The 17,072-nt window shown below is 52.5% G+C and carries 15 protein-coding genes; 7 read left to right on the top strand and 8 right to left on the bottom strand.

Annotation, left to right across the window (positions count from 1 at the left end):
* Positions 1-162: 162 nt before the first annotated feature.
* The 4 genes from ACZ5BW_RS07950 to ACZ5BW_RS07935 all read right to left on the bottom strand — a co-directional run bounded on the left by ACZ5BW_RS07950 (position 163) and on the right by ACZ5BW_RS07935 (position 3,573).
* Positions 163-1,101, bottom strand: a complete 939-nt coding sequence (locus ACZ5BW_RS07950; RefSeq protein ID WP_464538705.1) for an IS110 family RNA-guided transposase — start codon at positions 1,099-1,101, stop codon at positions 163-165.
* A gap of 297 nt (positions 1,102-1,398) precedes the next feature.
* Complete coding sequence (locus ACZ5BW_RS07945; protein WP_464538703.1) at positions 1,399-1,755, bottom strand: chaperone modulator CbpM; 357 nt, start codon at positions 1,753-1,755, stop codon at positions 1,399-1,401.
* Positions 1,752-2,735, bottom strand: coding sequence for a DnaJ C-terminal domain-containing protein (locus tag ACZ5BW_RS07940; protein WP_464538701.1), 984 nt, complete (start codon positions 2,733-2,735; stop codon positions 1,752-1,754). Before ACZ5BW_RS07940 ends, ACZ5BW_RS07945 begins: the two co-directional genes overlap by 4 nt.
* A gap of 268 nt (positions 2,736-3,003) precedes the next feature.
* Complete coding sequence (locus ACZ5BW_RS07935) at positions 3,004-3,573, bottom strand: HdeD family acid-resistance protein (protein ID WP_113068483.1); 570 nt, start codon at positions 3,571-3,573, stop codon at positions 3,004-3,006.
* 379 nt (positions 3,574-3,952) lie between these two features.
* Here ACZ5BW_RS07935 and ACZ5BW_RS07930 point away from each other — a divergent pair, with 379 nt between their 5' ends.
* Together ACZ5BW_RS07930 and ACZ5BW_RS07925 are read left to right on the top strand one after the other, a co-directional pair.
* The gene (locus ACZ5BW_RS07930) at positions 3,953-4,300 is read left to right on the top strand and encodes a hypothetical protein (protein ID WP_464538698.1); all 348 of its coding nucleotides are present in this window, start codon (positions 3,953-3,955) and stop codon (positions 4,298-4,300) included.
* A 45-nt stretch (positions 4,301-4,345) separates the two neighbouring features.
* On the top strand, positions 4,346-4,831 hold the full coding sequence (locus tag ACZ5BW_RS07925; RefSeq protein WP_464538696.1) for a hypothetical protein: 486 nt from the start codon (positions 4,346-4,348) through the stop codon (positions 4,829-4,831).
* Between the two features lie 81 nt (positions 4,832-4,912).
* On the opposite strand, the gene ACZ5BW_RS07920 is transcribed toward ACZ5BW_RS07925, so the two are convergent.
* Positions 4,913-5,284, bottom strand: a complete 372-nt coding sequence (locus ACZ5BW_RS07920; RefSeq protein ID WP_464538694.1) for an FAD-dependent oxidoreductase — start codon at positions 5,282-5,284, stop codon at positions 4,913-4,915.
* A gap of 233 nt (positions 5,285-5,517) precedes the next feature.
* The gene (locus ACZ5BW_RS07915) at positions 5,518-5,808 is read right to left on the bottom strand and encodes an NAD(P)/FAD-dependent oxidoreductase (protein WP_464538692.1); all 291 of its coding nucleotides are present in this window, start codon (positions 5,806-5,808) and stop codon (positions 5,518-5,520) included.
* 291 nt (positions 5,809-6,099) lie between these two features.
* Here ACZ5BW_RS07915 and ACZ5BW_RS07910 point away from each other — a divergent pair, with 291 nt between their 5' ends.
* The 3 genes from ACZ5BW_RS07910 (at position 6,100) to ACZ5BW_RS07900 (ending at position 11,813) form a co-directional block, all read left to right on the top strand.
* Positions 6,100-8,466 carry a catalase gene (locus tag ACZ5BW_RS07910; protein ID WP_464538690.1) on the top strand — a complete coding sequence of 789 codons (2,367 nt, stop codon included), beginning with the start codon at positions 6,100-6,102 and terminating at the stop codon, positions 8,464-8,466.
* 196 nt (positions 8,467-8,662) lie between these two features.
* Complete coding sequence (locus ACZ5BW_RS07905; RefSeq protein WP_464538688.1) at positions 8,663-11,188, top strand: mechanosensitive ion channel domain-containing protein; 2,526 nt, start codon at positions 8,663-8,665, stop codon at positions 11,186-11,188.
* A 193-nt stretch (positions 11,189-11,381) separates the two neighbouring features.
* Positions 11,382-11,813 carry a PRC-barrel domain-containing protein gene (locus ACZ5BW_RS07900; RefSeq protein WP_464538686.1) on the top strand — a complete coding sequence of 144 codons (432 nt, stop codon included), beginning with the start codon at positions 11,382-11,384 and terminating at the stop codon, positions 11,811-11,813.
* Positions 11,814-11,842: 29 nt separating this feature from the next.
* Here the strand turns inward: ACZ5BW_RS07900 and egtB are convergent, their stop codons facing one another.
* On the bottom strand, positions 11,843-13,135 hold the full coding sequence (gene egtB / locus ACZ5BW_RS07895) for an ergothioneine biosynthesis protein EgtB (protein WP_464538684.1): 1,293 nt from the start codon (positions 13,133-13,135) through the stop codon (positions 11,843-11,845).
* A gap of 221 nt (positions 13,136-13,356) precedes the next feature.
* A complete protein-coding gene (locus ACZ5BW_RS07890; protein WP_464538682.1) occupies positions 13,357-14,154 on the bottom strand; it encodes a class I SAM-dependent methyltransferase in 798 nt (265 codons plus the stop codon).
* Positions 14,155-14,460: 306 nt separating this feature from the next.
* On the opposite strand from ACZ5BW_RS07890, the gene ACZ5BW_RS07885 reads away from it, so the two are divergent.
* A complete protein-coding gene (locus ACZ5BW_RS07885) occupies positions 14,461-16,158 on the top strand; it encodes a protein adenylyltransferase SelO (RefSeq protein WP_464538680.1) in 1,698 nt (565 codons plus the stop codon).
* A 260-nt stretch (positions 16,159-16,418) separates the two neighbouring features.
* The gene (locus tag ACZ5BW_RS07880) at positions 16,419-17,003 is read left to right on the top strand and encodes an AI-2E family transporter (protein WP_464538678.1); all 585 of its coding nucleotides are present in this window, start codon (positions 16,419-16,421) and stop codon (positions 17,001-17,003) included.
* The last annotated feature ends 69 nt before the right edge of the window (positions 17,004-17,072 follow it).

Below are 17,072 nucleotides of genomic sequence, written 5' to 3'. Positions count from 1 at the left end.
CATGGGCGATGAAGGCGATAATGCCTGAGCTATCGCTTTGTGTTCCGTTCGTTTTCGTACATACATAAAGGGCACGGGCTTGATAATGGAGGATGAAGCGCTCTCGATGTAAACGGGGAGCGAAGCGCTTGGGCAAACCGGGATGGGGAGAGAGCAACCGTGTCAAGGGGTGATTAAATTCTTCCAGGGGGTTTGAGTTTTTATAATCACATTTACGGTTGTCAGGAGTTTGCGCATGCAGGCTGTCATGGCTACCTTGAAAGGTTTGCCAGAGGCGATCAGGCGTTCAAAGAATTGCCTGATTGCCGGGTTACAGCGTTTGGCCGTCAGAGTCGCCATATACAGCACGCAACGCACGTCGCACCGCCCTCCCCGAATGTATCGCTGTCCACGCCTCTGGCCGCTGTCATCATTGAAGGGGGCTACGCCAGCCAAAGCAGCAATTTGTCCCCGATTGAGGCATCCCAGTTCAGGCAGTCTGGCAAGCAGGGTGAAGATCGTTACCTTGCCCACGCCTGGTATGGAATCCAGCAGTTCCACTTTCTCCTTCCATGCCTCCGAGTTACGCAGCCGCTGATCCAGGTCACGCTCGAATCTTTCAATGCGCCGATCCAGCCAGACAATGTGTTCCTTGATATCACGCTTTGCCACCGGCAATACTGTTCCCAATCGGGCCTTTTCCTGGGCACGCATTACCACCAGTTGCATGCGCCGATCCAGAAGCTCCGCCAGCTCGCGTTGCGCTTCATCAGGCAGAGCACGCACAGGTGGATCAATGACCTGGCCAAATAGCGCCAGCACTCGGGCATCAAGCCGATCTGTCTTGGCTAGAATACCGCTTGCTTTGGCAAAGTCACGCACCCGTTTGGGATTGATCACCACAACCGGCAAACCCGCTGCCGCCAGGCAAGCAGCCAGGTTGGTTTCATATCCGCCGGTTGCTTCCAGCACAATACGCTCCACTCCACTTCCCCTTAACAATTCAACCAGGGCTGCAATGCCTTCCTCATCATTGCTAAACTGCTGGGGCGCACTCTGCGGCAAACAGTCAAAATCAAGCCAAGCCTTGCTAACATCAATTCCCACAAATTTAATTTCCATATTGCTTATCCCTGCCTTGTATTCAATGCGGTTTGTCACCTCACAACCGTTCGGGTTTGGGCAACTGGCAATTAATCAGTTGGGACTGTCGATCTTCGCTCTCTCCCGAACTTGACATGCAGAGCCTGGGCCAGTCGATCTGGCAATCCCTAAATGCTATTTTCTAACATACAAGGGCTACGGGTTTGATGCGTAAAGATGTGGCTGCGATATATCGGGGGATGTGGTTTCGGTATATCGGGGTGGAAGCTCCCACAGCGCGATTCGAGGGTTCGAAAGGTGCAAGCCGGGTAACAGCTACCAGTTATCAAGTACATTCAATCGCATTTGCAAGGTCTCAATTTCATCCAGTAACTGCAGGGCAAGCGCAACTCCCGCAAGATTGATACCAAGATCGCTTTGCAGCCGGAGCGCAATTCTGGCGCGACGCATCTGTGTCCCAGTGAAGCGCCAGCAATGCGGTTCATGCTCTTCCGCCATAATCTGTGGGGTGATCAATCCTTCATCTACCAATTCGATGATATAGCCACTTTGTACCGAGCATGCGTGACTGAACTCCGCCAGTGTCAACGCGTTCTGTTCATCGACAAGAGTTACCGATAGTTCCGGCGGTGGCGAAGGCGCGTTGTTTCGATGCCCGTTTTCGTCGTTCATGCCTGGACTCCCAGTTTGGCTCGCGGGTTGAACGATTTGAATTGCTCCGCCATGCTGCGGTAAAAGGCCTTGTCTCTTTCATCGGTGGCAGGGGGCGGTGCAATGCGCAATACGACGTAGAAATCTCCCGGCGTTTTACCGGGAATACCGCGTCCTCTCAATCGCAGTTTCCGTCCGGTAGTGGAATCGGCAGGTATTTTCAAGTCAACCATTCCTTCCGGAGTAGGAACAGTGACCGTTGCGCCCAGGGCCGCTTCCCACGGTGCTACGGGCAGGTCAAGATAGACGTCGTACTCATCCACTCGATAGATGGGATGGGGGCGAAACTCGATTTCCAGATACAGGTCGCCCGCTTTTCCCTGACCGTGACCCGGAGCACCCTTACCAGCGAGGCGAATGTACTGCCTCGGTCGGATACCACGAGGAATAACTACATTCAACTTATGCTCGCGGGTCGATACATGTCCTTCTGCATCGAGCTCTGGTACTTGCAGCGAGATGGTACGGGTAGCGCCGTGATATGAATCTTCCAGATCGATCATTATCTTGGCGTACCGATCCTCGCCAGGGGCATGAAAGAAAGCTCCACCAGGCCCTCCATGGGTTTCTCCTCCGCGTCTCGCCTGCTCTGCCCGAAAACTGCGTCCAAACAGGGATTCGAAAAATTCGCTGAACTGGGAAGCATCCGCTCCTGTAAATCCCTGTTGCGAAAACTCGAAGCCGGCGTTCCAATCCGGCGGAGGACGAAATTCCTGATCGGCTTTCCAGTTTGTGCCAAGGCGGTCATACGCTACGCGCTTCTCCGGATCTTTGAGCACCTCATAGGCTTCACCCAATTCCTTGAAGCGGGCTTCTGCCTGCGGATCCTTGCTGACATCCGGATGATATTTGCGTGCCAGTTTCCGGTAGGCGCGCTTGATGTCATCCTGAGAGGCATCGCGGGGGACGCCCATGATTTTGTAGTAATCCTTGAATTCCATTGCGATTACAGTGGAAAGAGACCGTTATGGGATTGAGATTCCAAGCATAGCCAATCCCGCCGGAGAATGTAACTACTACCGTACCAAACTTTAACTGAAATGGCTTATTTAATGGCGACCTGAAGCAGGATTACGAGCAAGATCGACGTTGCCGACGCAGTCAAGGAGTAACCAGTCGTAGCGCAGCCTGCTGATGCCACGGGGTATCCGGCACGTTGGAGCAGGCATCTGGAAGCCCATCGTCGTCTTATATCCTCGTTATAAAGACTTATGGGGTCACTCCATGAGGCCATTTCTCATAATCGGTACCCCATTTTTTGGCCCGCCAGGCGAGCGCAAGGAGTAATAATCCCGAAACGATGGCGTACATGGCGATCATCCAAACCAGTGCCAGTGCGCCAGCACCGGGGAAGAAAAACACGAACGCACCGAACGCAATGGAGATGATGCCGTTGAGAATCAGGAATCCTTCTCCATGGATGGTTTTGCGTAATCGGATGGCCATTGCAATATCCACAATCCCGCTTGCCAGTGCGGTTGCCCCTATTACCAGCACGAGCACTACGGCCGTCAGATCAGGAAGCATGAACGCTGTTACACCCGCTCCAATCCCTACCACTCCCCACAACAGCATCAGCCACCAGTCATGATGGGTTTTCCGGCTTTGGAATGCTGCCACAGCGGACACCACGCCCTGAATAAGAGCATAGGCAGCAAACATGATGAGCAGCCACAAGAGCGTGATTCCAGGCCAGAGCGCTGCCAGGATGCCGAACACCAAGGATATGACGCCCCGGAGCGCCAACGAGCGCCATGATTTAGAAAACAGTTCGTTCATGATATCACCTCTCTTTTTTCAAAGTGACGTGTACAAAGAATGAACATGCAGCGCATTCGACGGGCAACCGCAAGGTGCTGGACGGCCAGACCTCTCCGCAATTTTAGAAAATCCATTTATCACTAAAGAAAAAAATGCCCCACAGCGTTCAGTGTTATTGACATCTTCCATTAATTCAGTGACTGGTGCCGTGCGTTAACCGACATAAGACGAATGAGTACAAGAATAAATTTGGGGGTTATGTGCGTTGGGGCACAGCCCGAGGACGGTAGATGCAATAAGGTAAGGATAATTTTATACGGATGCTCCTGGTTTGAAGCGGCGTTTCAATTTCCACCTTTCCTTTCAGTAAGTATCTTTCAATATATTGACGGGTGATATGATGACTACAGAAAACAAGCCCCCTTCCAAACGAATAGAATGCGAGGAAACCGGGGTGCTGACGGAACGGGTGGATCTGCCCAATTCGAAACCGCGTGCCAAAGATAAGGAAGAACATCAGACGTTGCTACCTCATGAGCGCGACGAGACAACGAGGCCGACGGGTACGAGCCGTCCCGGGGATGAACATTCACGTGAGGTAATCGAACAGGCGCATGAAGATACGAAGCAGGGTCTGAAGGATACAGACCGGCGTGGAATACCATCCGATATAGTTGATTCTGATATCCCGGCTGCAGATGATATTCCGGGTGTTTCTCCTGATGATAAAGCAAAGAAGCGTTAATGCGCACACCTATTGTTTACTCACTGAAGAAACTGGGGCAAGCTAATGAGAGCTATTGAACGCATTCTTACAGGTGCAACTGTATTTGCATTTGTCCTGGCAGGTATTACCTCCAGTCCTGGCTTTGCTCAAACAAGATCAGATCCATCCTCTACTCCTGCTGCGCTCCCACCTGTGCAATCACAAGGCCAGACCGAATATTTGACAGGAGGCATCGGAGCGGATGAGTCGGAGGCAATATTGCAGCAGGCACGTTCATGGCCGCTGGTACTCGAGCTTGCCCAGAGTGGGCCCGCTCGTGCTGCCTACATCAGCGATGTTCGCGTTACGATCAAGGACGGGTCTGACAATGTGATTCTGGATACAGTTACCGAAGGTCCCTTTCTGCTTGTCAGGCTCGCACCTGGAAGATATTCGCTCGATGCTTCTTATGAATCGAAGACGCTTCATCGTGATGTGAGTATAGGGAAAGGGGGCAGCAACAAAATAATGTTGCTATGGCCTGCTCCCGGGAACGAGGAAGGCAGGTAATGGTAAGTTCAGAGGATGCCGTTAGAGATTTATCACGAAGGATCCTGGAGAGTACACCCCTTAACCCATGAACGGCAGAAGCTACGGGCAAAGCCTATAACCCAGCTTGTGCAAGCGGTTCTGAATGTCGGTAGAGGCAATGGCGGCATGTGCCGCGGCAACACTGATCTGATTGAGTCCAACCACATCTCCCACCGCATATACACCGGCCACAGTGGTACGCTGGTACCGGTCGACAATCAGCTTCCCCTCTCTATTACAGCGTGCGCCAAACTGAACCGCCAGTTGGGATCGAGGGTTCTCGCCCAGCATCGGGTAGATTACATCGAACTGAAGCTCTTCTCCATTTGAAAGGCGTATCGAAGGTTTCGATTCTCCCGTTATATGGAGGCTGCCGAGCGCGTCCTCAATTACCTCGACATTGACCTTACGAAGCCTTTTTTTTTTCGGCACTCGTCAGTTCGGCCTTGACCTGATAGATCAATGTCACGTTCCGGCTGTATGTTCGCAGAAACATAACCGGATAAGTCCTTTCCTTATACACGTCTTCCAGTCGCTGGTATCCAGTCTCGAGTCAGCAGTTCCCGTTGCCACCAATATCGTAATGGCACGGATTATTGACATTCCACTACCCCCGCCCCCATCCCTACCCCTATGGCGGCTAGTTCCGCTGCCGGCACTATTGCTCACGTGTGCCTCAAAAAAATTTTCAACCTGCTTGAGTCGCATGACCTCACGGCCTGTACTTCAACGCCGTACTGCGCCGCCTGTAAGCGCAGGCGCTTCAGAAATTCCTTTCCCGAGATACCCGTGGGAAAGCCGGGGCAGTTATGGGTGGTAGGGATGAGCGCTGCGCGGCTGAATCCACTGTCAACAATTGCAATATTGCGCCGAAAGCGAGCGAGATAAATTGCTGCGGTAAGTCCACCCGGGCCAGCCCCGATGATCAAGCAGTCGAATACTCCAGTTGATTTCACATTGCTAACTCCATGGCACGCTTTAGCGGAAACTCACACCGCTATTTATTTATTGGTGGAGAAGAAGAACAGCATTTAAATGCTTTCCAAATAATACCGCTGAATTCTTTTCGGTTCGGTTCGTGACAACACATAATCGACCCAAATGAAAGGCCCTTGACCGTTGCTGCAACGCTCTGCAATAGAAGAAAGATTAGCTTATGTATGATGGCGTACTGAAAAAAGCCGGGCGAGGACCTACTCTGCGTTCACGTGGTGCGAAGATTACGACTAATTTCAGGAGGATCGGTGATGGGAACGGCCAAGGAAAAAGATAATAAATCTACCATCGGGGGACCGACTAACCCGACTGGCTCGCCGGCGAACGAATTCACCCGAAAGCTCTCTGCTACTGACGAACTCGCAGCGGCAATACCTCATAATGCCAACAAGGCAGGAGAGCATGGAGAAGCCTCCACTTCTCCCGATGAAGGCCAAACGGTAGCACCTTCCGATCCCTTTGTTACAGGCAGTACATTAACGGAGACCGTTGCTTCGCCAAAGGTCGGTTCAGGCGAACCTCGGCTACGTTTCAACGCCGGCAACGAACCGCTGGACAGGGTTAGGGCCGATGCAAACAGCCAAGCGCTCACAACCAATCAAGGCGTTCCTGTCGGCGATAATCAGAATTCCTTAAAGGCGGGTTACCGTGGTCCGGCATTGCTGGAAGATTTTATTCTGCGGGAAAAGATCACTCATTTCGACCATGAACGCATCCCTGAGCGCGTGGTTCACGCCCGCGGATCTGCTGCGCATGGATATTTCGAATGTTACGAGTCACTGGCCCAGTATACGTGCGCTTCCCTGTTTGCCGAGGCGGGGAAACGCACTCCTGTTTTCGTCCGTTTCTCCACAGTGATCGGGGAGCGGGGATCCGCAGACACTGCGCGCGATGTCCGAGGCTTCGCAACCAAGTTTTATACGGACGAAGGCAACTGGGATCTGGTAGGAAATAACATTCCAGTATTTTTTATACAGGATGCCATCAAGTTTCCCGATCTGGTGCACGCAGCCAAACCCGAACCGCATTTTGCGGTTCCACAAGCTTCCACCGCGCATGACACATTCTGGGATTTTGTCTCACTCATGCCGGAATCAGCGCATATGCTGCTGTGGGTAATGTCTGATCGGGCTATTCCACGTAGTTTCCGAACAATGCAAGGTTTTGGCGTCAATACATTTCGCCTGGTAACAGCGGAGGGTGAGTCGCGATTCGTTAAGTTTCACTGGCAGCCACTCGCAGGAACCCATTCTTTGGATTGGGACGAGGCGGTCAAAATATCGGGAGCCGATCCCGATTTTCACCGACGCGACTTATGGGAAGCAATAGAGTGTGGCATATACCCTGAATACGAGTTGGGCATGCAGATTTTTACCGAAGAACAAGCGGAACAATTCAGCTTTGACGTGCTCGATGCGACGAAGATTGTTCCGGAGGAGTTGGTCCCGGTCAAGCCGGTCGGACGCATGATCCTCAATCGAAATCCGGACAATTTTTTTGCAGAAACCGAGCAGGTGGCCTTTTGCGCGGCGCATGTCGTTCCTGGGTTGGATTTCAGTAATGACCCCCTCCTTGCTGGACGCATTCATTCCTATGTCGACACCCAATTGACACGCTTGGGCGGGCCGAATTTTCACGAGATTCCAATCAATTCGCCCATTGCACAAGTTCACAATAACCAGCGGGACGGGATGCATCGCCAAAGCATCAATAGAGGTCGGGTTTCATACGAGCCGAATTCCCTTGCGGGAGGTTGCCCCTTTCAAGCGGGTGCAGCCGGCTTCAGGTCATTTTCCGAACCTGTGAAGGGCGATAAGGTACGCGGTAAACCTGAGCGGTTTGCGGACCACTACACGCAGGCGGCCCTGTTCTGGAACAGCCAAAGCGCTGTGGAAAAGGCTCATATCATTCGTGCCTTTCGTTTCGAACTCACTCGCGTCCAATCCCCCGCCATAAGGCGGCGGGTGGTGGCAATGCTCGAAAATGTTGCAAGCGATCTGGCTGAGTCTGTTGCTCGCGGTTTGGGTATGGATACTTTGCCGCCACCCCTACCCAAAGCCCTGAAGAAAGATGTCATGCCGGAGGTTTCTTCATCTCCCGCTCTGTCACTTTTTGTTCGTCCCGGCGATGGTGGCATCCGTATGAGAAGAATAGCGATCCTCGTTGCAGATGGCATAGATGGAAGGATTGTGACATTGCGTGCCAGACTGCTGGGAGAACAAGCGGTGCCGCGCTTCGTTGGGGCACGTCTGGGTTCAATCCGGACCACAGAGGGAAAAATCGAGGTGGATGTAACGCTGGAGGCCATGCCATCAGTCCTTTTCGACGCTTTGGTAGTGCCCGGTGGGAGCGAGGGTGTAGACGCGCTCATGCGTCTGGGTCAGGCGCTGGAATTCGTCAAGGAGCAATATCGCCATTGTAAACCCATACTGGTGCTGGGCGATGGCAGGAAACTGATCGAAGCTTCCGGTATAAAATGGACATTGCCGTCAGGCGGACAGGATAGCGGACTTCTCCACTTCGAAGATGAAGATATCGGAAACGCGTCAACCCGCTTCATTGAGGCTATAGCAGCGCATCGTCATTTTGAAAGGGAAATGGACCCTTCGCCTGTTTAGAGCGCTTATTTATTTTATTTTGGCCGGGAAGGCCGAAATCCTTGGATTATTACGGCGAGTCTTGTAGCTTTATAGAATATTGTCGTCGGAACAAGCAATTCGAATTGTTGTTCCTACCTCCCTGCATCACCAATTGTATCCATAGCCGACCAATGTTCGATCGACTTGATCGACCTCGCAAACCAACCGTTTTACCATGTCACTGAACAAAATCCTTACCTTCGTGGCAATCGGCATACTATTGCCGATTATTTCAGTAAGTCAGGCTGGGGCGGAAGAACAAGCAACCCAATCCCCACTTACTCCCGCTCAAGCCAAGCGGACGTTATCGATTCTTCAGGACGATGCAAAGCGTGCGGAGCTCGAACAGACGTTAAGGGCAATCGCCCAAGCGACGGCGGAAGCGCCGTCGGCAAACACGTCAGACGAAGTTTCCGCACCCGCTGCAACTTCTGATTCTGACCAATCTCCTGCTGCCGTACAAACCAATGGAGCCTCGTCATCTGGCACTGCATCAGCAGGGAGTGTTCCTATTGAAATCGCCAAGGGTGGACTTGTCGCCCAGGTATTCGATCTCATCGGCGAGCGGCTGCACATCGTTGTGAATCAGTTACGGGCAGCCGTTCAAACACTTCTCCAGATAAGAACAGTGGGCGATTGGTGGCAGCACAATCTGGGTGTGCCGGAACGCCGTGCGATTGTCCTGGATGCATTATTGGAAGTTGCTCTCATACTTGGCGGAGGACTATTTGCCGAATGGGTCCTGAGACGGGCCCTGCGGCACCCGCGGAGAATGATTGAAGACCGTGCAGCGGTTCGCCAAAACGCGATTGACCAGCAGATTGATCGGCAAAAGGACGACGAGGAAAGGGCGAAAGAAAAAGTAGGGCCGGAGAAGGAGGTGGACCAGGCTGCTCCTCATCTTCAATCTGCGACGAGCATGCATGCTGCCCCTGGCCTTGGTACGGGCAGGGCAACGGCTGTCGACAGGCATTGGAGCCTGTTGCGTCGCTTTCCATTTGCTCTGGGTTACTGGTTGCTCGAATTGGTTCCAGTGGGGGGGTTCGTGGCGGGGGCCACTCTGCTCCTGACTGTGTTCGGGGGAAGATCGTCAATATTCTACACGACTACGATTCCGCTCATCAGCGCTTATGCCACTACACGAATTGCACTGAGTACCGGTCATCTCATGGCGTCACCAATCGGGCAGCGCTTGCGCCTGATGCATATCAGTGACGAGGCGGCAAATTTCCTGAACCTTTGGTTGCGACGCATTGTCATCGTCGCTGTTTTTGGTACTGCCATTGCCGATATCGCCCTTGAAACTGGAGCGACCCTCGACACTCATGACGCGCTTTCCAAACTGGTGGCTCTCATTGTCCATATCATGCTGCTAATAATGATTTTTCGCAGCCGTAAGGAAGTGGCAGCAGCGATCCGTGGTTCCGCCGAAAACAGTCAAGTCCTGGCCGGACTGCGGAGGCTATTGGCTGATAGCTGGCTTTTCGTGGCAACGTTTCTTATCGTAGGCGCCTGGCTGTTGTGGTCGATGGGAGCAGAAAATGGGTTTCAGCAGGTGCTCCACATCTTTGCGCTATCAGCCGTGGTTGTTATCAGCGCGAGCCTTACATCGATTTTTGTTCTGGGCGCAATCGACCGCGCATTCATTGCCGATCGGAAAAATACGCCCGAGCAGCAAGGACAGCAGCTGTTCGAAGGATCAGCCGAAGCTGGAACAAAAAGCCCTTATCACCTGCTGATACATCGTGCGGTCTCGTTGTTGATCGCTGTTGTTACCGGGCTCGTATTGCTTCGGGTTTGGGGCGTGGATACTTTGTCCTGGTTTGAAAGCGGATCAGTTGGCCGGCGGGTGGCTTCGGCTGTTGTTACAATCACGGTTACCTGTACTTTGGCACTGGCGGCATGGGAGTCATTGAATACTGCGATCTCCCGACGCATCGATCAGTGGGGGAAGGCTGGCGATATCGCGCGCGCGGCCCGTCTGCGCACCCTCCTGCCTATGCTGCGCACGACCATATCCGCTGTCTTTATCCTGATAGTGCTGCTTACAGCACTGGATGAGCTTGGCATCACCATTGCGCCCCTGTTGGCCGGCGCCAGTATCATCGGAGTTGCATTGGGTTTTGGTTCACAGAAGCTGGTGCAGGATTTCATCACCGGAATTTTCCTGCTCATGGAAAATGCCATTCAGGTTGGCGATTTCATCACAGTGGCTGATCTTTCAGGATCGGTCGAGCATTTGTCGATCCGCACCGTCCGGCTGCGCGCGCCGGATGGAGCGCTGCACGTGGTTCCGTTCAGTTCGGTTTCAACCGTCACCAATACCAATCGTGGCATCGGGAACGCTTCGATCAGGGTCAGCGTGGCCGCTGATTCGGATGTCGAGAAGGTGTTTGCTGCTATCAGAAGTGTAGTGGATGATATGCGCACCGATCCCTGCTTCAAGGACCTCATCCTGTCAGAAGCTGATATCTGGGGCGTCGACCAGATGGATGGGTTCATGATTACCATCCTTGGACAGATACGCGCGCTGGATAAAGGCCGATGGCCAGTACAGCGCGGCTTCAACTTACGAATTCTTGAATGTTTCCGTGAATCGAACATCCAGTTCGTCAATCCTCAGGAGCGGCAGGTAGTGATGGAGAATAACGAAATCCAAGTTGGCAGCGAGCCATCTAAGCCCAGCATTCAAACCCCATAACATTCGATTGCATCCAATTTTAGACCGGCTGCATGGAAATAAAGAGAACAAAGGGAATCCTTCCAAGGAAGGCATGGCAAGCAAGGTATAGCTCAGCATGAGTGCGTTACCGAACAGAGAGGGATGTTCGTTATTTTTAGAATAAGTTTTATGTGGATTAAGTTGAAAAAGCAGCGCTTCACGGGAGAATGGTATGAGCTATGAACGCTATGAATATAACGTCCATGGATTGGATAAAATTGTCGACGGCACCAGCCCTATGCCCCGGTTCATGGGTGCGACATGGCCAATAGGAGAGGACGTCTACAATAACAAAGGCGAGAAACTGGGTGAGATCAAGGAAGTCATGCTGGACGTGGAAAAGGGAAGAGTGGCCTACGCAGTATTGTCTTTCGGCGGATTTTTCGGGGTTGGCGACAAGCTCTTTGCCGTGCCGTGGAACGCACTTACGTTGAAGCTGGAAACGCTGGACAAGCGTTTCATACTCGACGTAGAGAAGGAACGGTTCGAATCGGCGCCAGGCTTCGATAAGGACAACTGGCCCGATATGGCTGACGAAACCTGGATTAATCACCTCCACGCCCACTATGGCGCCGGGCACTATCTAGACGATAGACGAGAGTAGAAGAGTTTATCTTGCCGGTCTATTGCCAGTCAGTTTGCATCTCTCGCAAGACGGATGCCTGAAAACTGCCAGCATGTATTCGCGGGGAAGAAATTACGAAAACTTGCCCGTATCCGCTCTTTTGGAATCACGCATGAGCCACCGCGCAGCACATACTGGTTCACCATCGACCGGCTGTTATATTCGCCTACCGCCTCATCCCAGACAAAGGACATCGGTTCGTTCTCGTTGGGTTTTGCAGGATTGTAACCCGGATAAGGGGAGTAGCTCGACTGCGTCCATTCCCAGGCATCACCATAGAGTTGAGCAAGGCCTCCGGTATTTGCAGATGGCGTAGCCTCGCCTGCGGAGGAGGGATGAAAACGGTTGTTATCAGCGAAGCAACCTTCTATTTCCTGTTGAGAAGCAGCATTTTCCCATTCAGCTTCCGTGGGGAGCTTGGCGCCTGCCCATCGCCCAAAGGCATCGGCTTCGTAGAAGGACACATGAATGACCGGCAGATTCAGCTCCAGTGGCATGGTACCACTGAGGGTGAATTCCTCCCATCCCTGATCGCTTTCCCGCCAGTAAAGAGGATGCGACCGGCGGTTGGCTTTCATCCAGTCCCATCCTTCGGAAAGCCACAGGCCAGGATTGTCATATCCGCCGGCCTTCATGAATTCGAGGTATTCGCGATTGGTGACAAGCCGGGATGCGAGCTGGTAGGGTTCCAGGTATTGCTTGTGACGGGGCGATTCATTGTCGTAGCTGAACCCGTCTCCCTTATAGCCTATTTCAACGAGACCCCCATCAAAACGACACCATTCTAGGGACGGAGGGGCGGGGGAGCCAGGGAGCGGATGGCTATTATAGGAAGGATTCAAAGGGCTTTGAGAAAACAGATGCTTGACGTCGGCCAGCATAAGTTCCTGGTGCTGCTGCTCATGATGCATTCCTAGCACCGCGAGCATACGCAGCATTTCGTCTTCTTCGGAGCGTTTCAGGACCTGCTCCATACGCTCGTTGACGTTATTGCGGTATTCTCGGGTCAAGGACAAGGACGGGCGGGTGAACAGCCCGCGTTTCGGATCAGGGTGGGTCTGACCCGATTTATTGTACGAACTGAACATCGTGAGAAAAGCCGGGTGAAATGGCGTGAAGGGCTTTTCATAGTGCTGCAGTACAAACTTCTCAAAAAACCATGAAGCATGCCCCAGATGCCACTTTACCGGGCTTGTCTCGGACATGGATTGCACGCAACAGTCCTCGTCGATCAGAGGTTCGATCAGGCTTAAGGTCCGGTCGCGGATCGAGGAATATTTTGCGAATAAAGAAGAGGCCACGCATTACTCCGGTGATATGCCCGCAGTCCCATCTGGAATTACTCTCCGCCCCAGCTTTTATTGTTGATCGAAGAGCGAGAGGATGCCTCATTTTATAGAGGCTGGATATGCGCTAAAAGGAATAGGCATTAAACAAGAGGTCGAATACTAATTGTGCGATTCTCAATTACACCTCAAAAAGTAAAATATGCGGTAAAGGTTTAAAAAAGAGGCGTGAGTCACTATCCAATTTTTTCATACACTGCCAGATGATTCCAGGCAAACCGCCTGGCAATCCATTTACCCACCGGACTACGCTCCGCATAGCTCTTATCCAGTAATGACAAATTGAAAAGGTCCACTGAATCCAAGCAACGAAAACCGTTACGCAAAAACATTTCATCGAATGATTGAGCTGAGTAGCAACGGGATGCTCTACCAATATCTCTCCAGCTTGTCCCACCACCGCCCGACCAGGTCCCTGTCCGGATTAATGCATAGTTAGAATGCAGCCAGGATTTGTAATTTGATTTGTAATTTTTTATTCGAAATAGGTTGAGGAGAAGAGCGCCATATGTGAAAAAACTGACTCTGTTTGTGCAAGTTGCAACAACTAGGCCGCCGTCCCGCAATTTTTCTCGAATACGCCGGGTAAAGAGATCGTGATCCTGAATGTACGGGTAGACGCCCAATATCGAAATAGCATCGAACCTGTCATGAAAAGGAACGTCGTTTTCTTCGTTGACGCAAAAACGGTTTGACGATAACCCGAACTCTTCCCCATTCTTCTGTGCGATTTTAAGCATTTCAGGGGAAAGATCGCATCCAAAGGCTTCGTATCCGCGAGAAGCCATGTTCCCGACCAGAAAACCTTGCCCGCATCCAAAATCCAGATATTTCCCAGTGGGACAGTGCTTTTGTACCAACTGCCCCGCGATTTCTGCTCTCGTCCTATAGTATGATCCCTTTCTGGTCTTATTCTTATACTCGGCAGCCCAGGCCTCGGCCATAGAATCCCACATTTGTCTTAACTCATTCATATTTTTTCAGTTTGTAAGTGTTGGTTAATTGAAGTAACACGCTTCCAAATCGTCCAAACTTGAACAGTTCTCATATCACAATAGGCTCCTTTGCGCAAATTTGTCAAGAAATTTATCCCCGCTATGGTGTCTGATTCTGCTTATCCAATCTCCTTTCCCTACTCCATACACGCTGAACACTGAGGCGATTTGATGCTCTAATATAAAGATAAAGGAATCGGCTTCTTCAAGATATCGGCAAACCTGATTCTGCCTGTCCTAGTCTTCAAGTAGCCAGTCCGCGTGTTCATTCAATCTAGGGGATATATGAGCCAAAGTAATCTTCGGCCGAGTACCCAGGTCACCCCGCTATTAGACCTTTGCGACGCGCAGTTCGATAATCGTTTTGTGCGTGAGCTACCGGGCGATCCAGAAACGCGCAATGTTCCCCGTCAAGTGCTCAATGCCTGTTATACGCTAGTGAAACCTACGCCTGTTCGCTCACCGCGACTCCTCGCATGGGCGGATGCAGTGGGCGAAATGCTGGGTATTGCCCGGCCGGAGTCTCCGGTTTCGCCAGCAGTGGAAGTGCTTGCCGGTAACAGAATTCTGCCAGGCATGCAGCCTTATGCAGCACGTTATGGCGGACACCAGTTCGGACACTGGGCAGGGCAGCTTGGCGATGGGCGCGCCATTACCTTGGGGGAATTGATCAGCCCAAACGGTAAGCGCTACGAACTGCAACTCAAGGGTGCAGGGAAAACGCCCTATTCGCGTACCGCGGATGGACGTGCGGTCCTGCGTTCTTCCGTACGCGAGTTTCTGTGCAGCGAGGCGATGCACTCCCTTGGGGTGCCTACTACGCGGGCATTAAGCCTGGTCGCGACAGGGGAACCGGTGATACGGGATATGTTTTACGATGGGCATCCGGAGGCGGAACTGGGCGCGATCGTTTGCCGCGTCTCGCCTTCGTTCCTGCGTTTTGGCAATTTCGAGATACTTGCCGCGCAGAAGGAGCCGGAACTTCTTAGACAGCTCGCCGATTTCGTGATAGGCGAGCATTTTCCGGAACTGGTCTCGTCCCATCGGGCACCTGAAGTTTATGCGAAATGGTTCGAGGAGGTTTGTCGCCGCACAGGTCTCCTCATCGCGCACTGGATGCGTGTCGGTTTCGTTCACGGCGTGATGAATACGGACAATATGTCCATACTGGGGCTGACGATAGATTATGGTCCTTATGGATGGCTCGAAGGTTTCGACCTGCACTGGACGCCTAATACCACTGACGCACAGGGGCGGCGTTATTGCTATGGTAACCAGCCCAAGATTGCGCAATGGAATCTGACGCGCCTGGCCGGCGCGTTGACGCCACTGATCGAGGATGACGCTGCGCTGGAGCATGGGTTGGCAGTCTTTGGTGAAACATTCAATAACACATGGAGCGGCATGCTGGCCGCCAAGCTGGGGTTGGCCTCTCTTGAGCACTCCGATGACGATTCGCTTTTGAGCGATCTATTCGAAACACTGCAACAGGTTGAGACGGATATGACATTGTTCTTTCGCTGCCTGATGAACATTTCTCTGAATCCGATCCCCGGAAACGGAGCAGCAACTCTCCATGCTCCAGAAAGCCTGGAAAGCGTGGACCAAATGAACGATCGTGGACTGGTCGAGCTATTCCGCCCGGCGTTTTACGACGAGCACCAGGCATTTTCTCATGCGCACCTCACACGACTGGCCGGCTGGTTGCGACGCTATATCGCAAGGGTGCGCCAGGAAGGGGAGCCCGCAGATATGCGTTACCATCGCATGAGCCATGCAAATCCCAAATATGTGCTACGCAACTATCTCGCACAGCAGGCGATAGAAGCACTGGAGCGGGGGGACGACTCGGTGATAACGCGGTTGATGGAAGTGCTGAAGCACCCCTATGACGAACAGCCCGAGCACGAGGATCTTGCGGCAAGACGTCCGGAGTGGGCGCGTAACAAGCCCGGCTGCTCCGCTTTGTCGTGCAGCTCCTGAGCACGTTTATTGGGATAACGACGTGTTTCTGATGTAGGACCAGGAGTTGCAGTGGAAAGAAGGACATTTGCATTTCCGGCATTTGCACTTCTTTTTTGTAAAAAGCACGAAAACCAACGGGAAGCTTGCGATCGGGCTCGGAGATCAGTTTCCATACCTGCTCAACATCCGGCGCTAACGCTCCTCTCATCTGGATGGCGCATGGGTCAAGGATTTTCTACTCAAGCAATCCGCGTTGCTGGTATCGTTTGCCGCCGCAAATGCCAGTCGTGTTGCTGCTGACCTATTTCCTGCTTGCGGCCGGAACACATTTCCGCCGTAAGCTTCTAAAACTGGTTGGGCCATCGCTGACACGCAAGAAGGATGCAGTCCGAATACTGGAGGAAGTGCATTTACAGGTCCAGCGCTACTTGCTTGTCTTGATCATATCGAATACCTTGATCGCCGTACTCACCTGGTGGGCACTCGAATTGTATGGATTGGAACACGCCGGGGTATGGGGGGTCGCTGCCGGGGTATTACGTTTTGTTCCTTATCTCGGGACGATGATTATCCTGTCCGCAAGCGGCATGGCGGGCTTGCTGCAATTTGGTTCCCTTCCGCTTGCGCTCGCGATGGCGGCGACAACAGTTTTCATTTCCGGCTCCATTGGAATGTTGTTCGGCACCTGGTTACAGGGAAGATTCGCGCAGGTGAATGAGGCGGTGCTGTTCATCGCGCTGTTATTTTTTGGCTGGCTGTGGGGCGTGGCCGGTTTGCTTCTGGGGGCGCCGCTATTGGCCGTCGCAAAAGTGGTTTGCGACCGCATCGAATCGCTCAAGCCCGTGGGTGAAATGCTGGGGTGATAGCCTTGGGATACCCCGTTTGGAGTTGTTATGGACGGATGGGGCCCGAAATATATAAAACGATAGTAT

It is taken from the genome of Nitrosospira sp. TNL300, from assembly GCF_055385915.1.
Note: the sequence above shows the minus strand (reverse complement) of the source record. Positions and strands in the feature narration are given on the sequence as shown.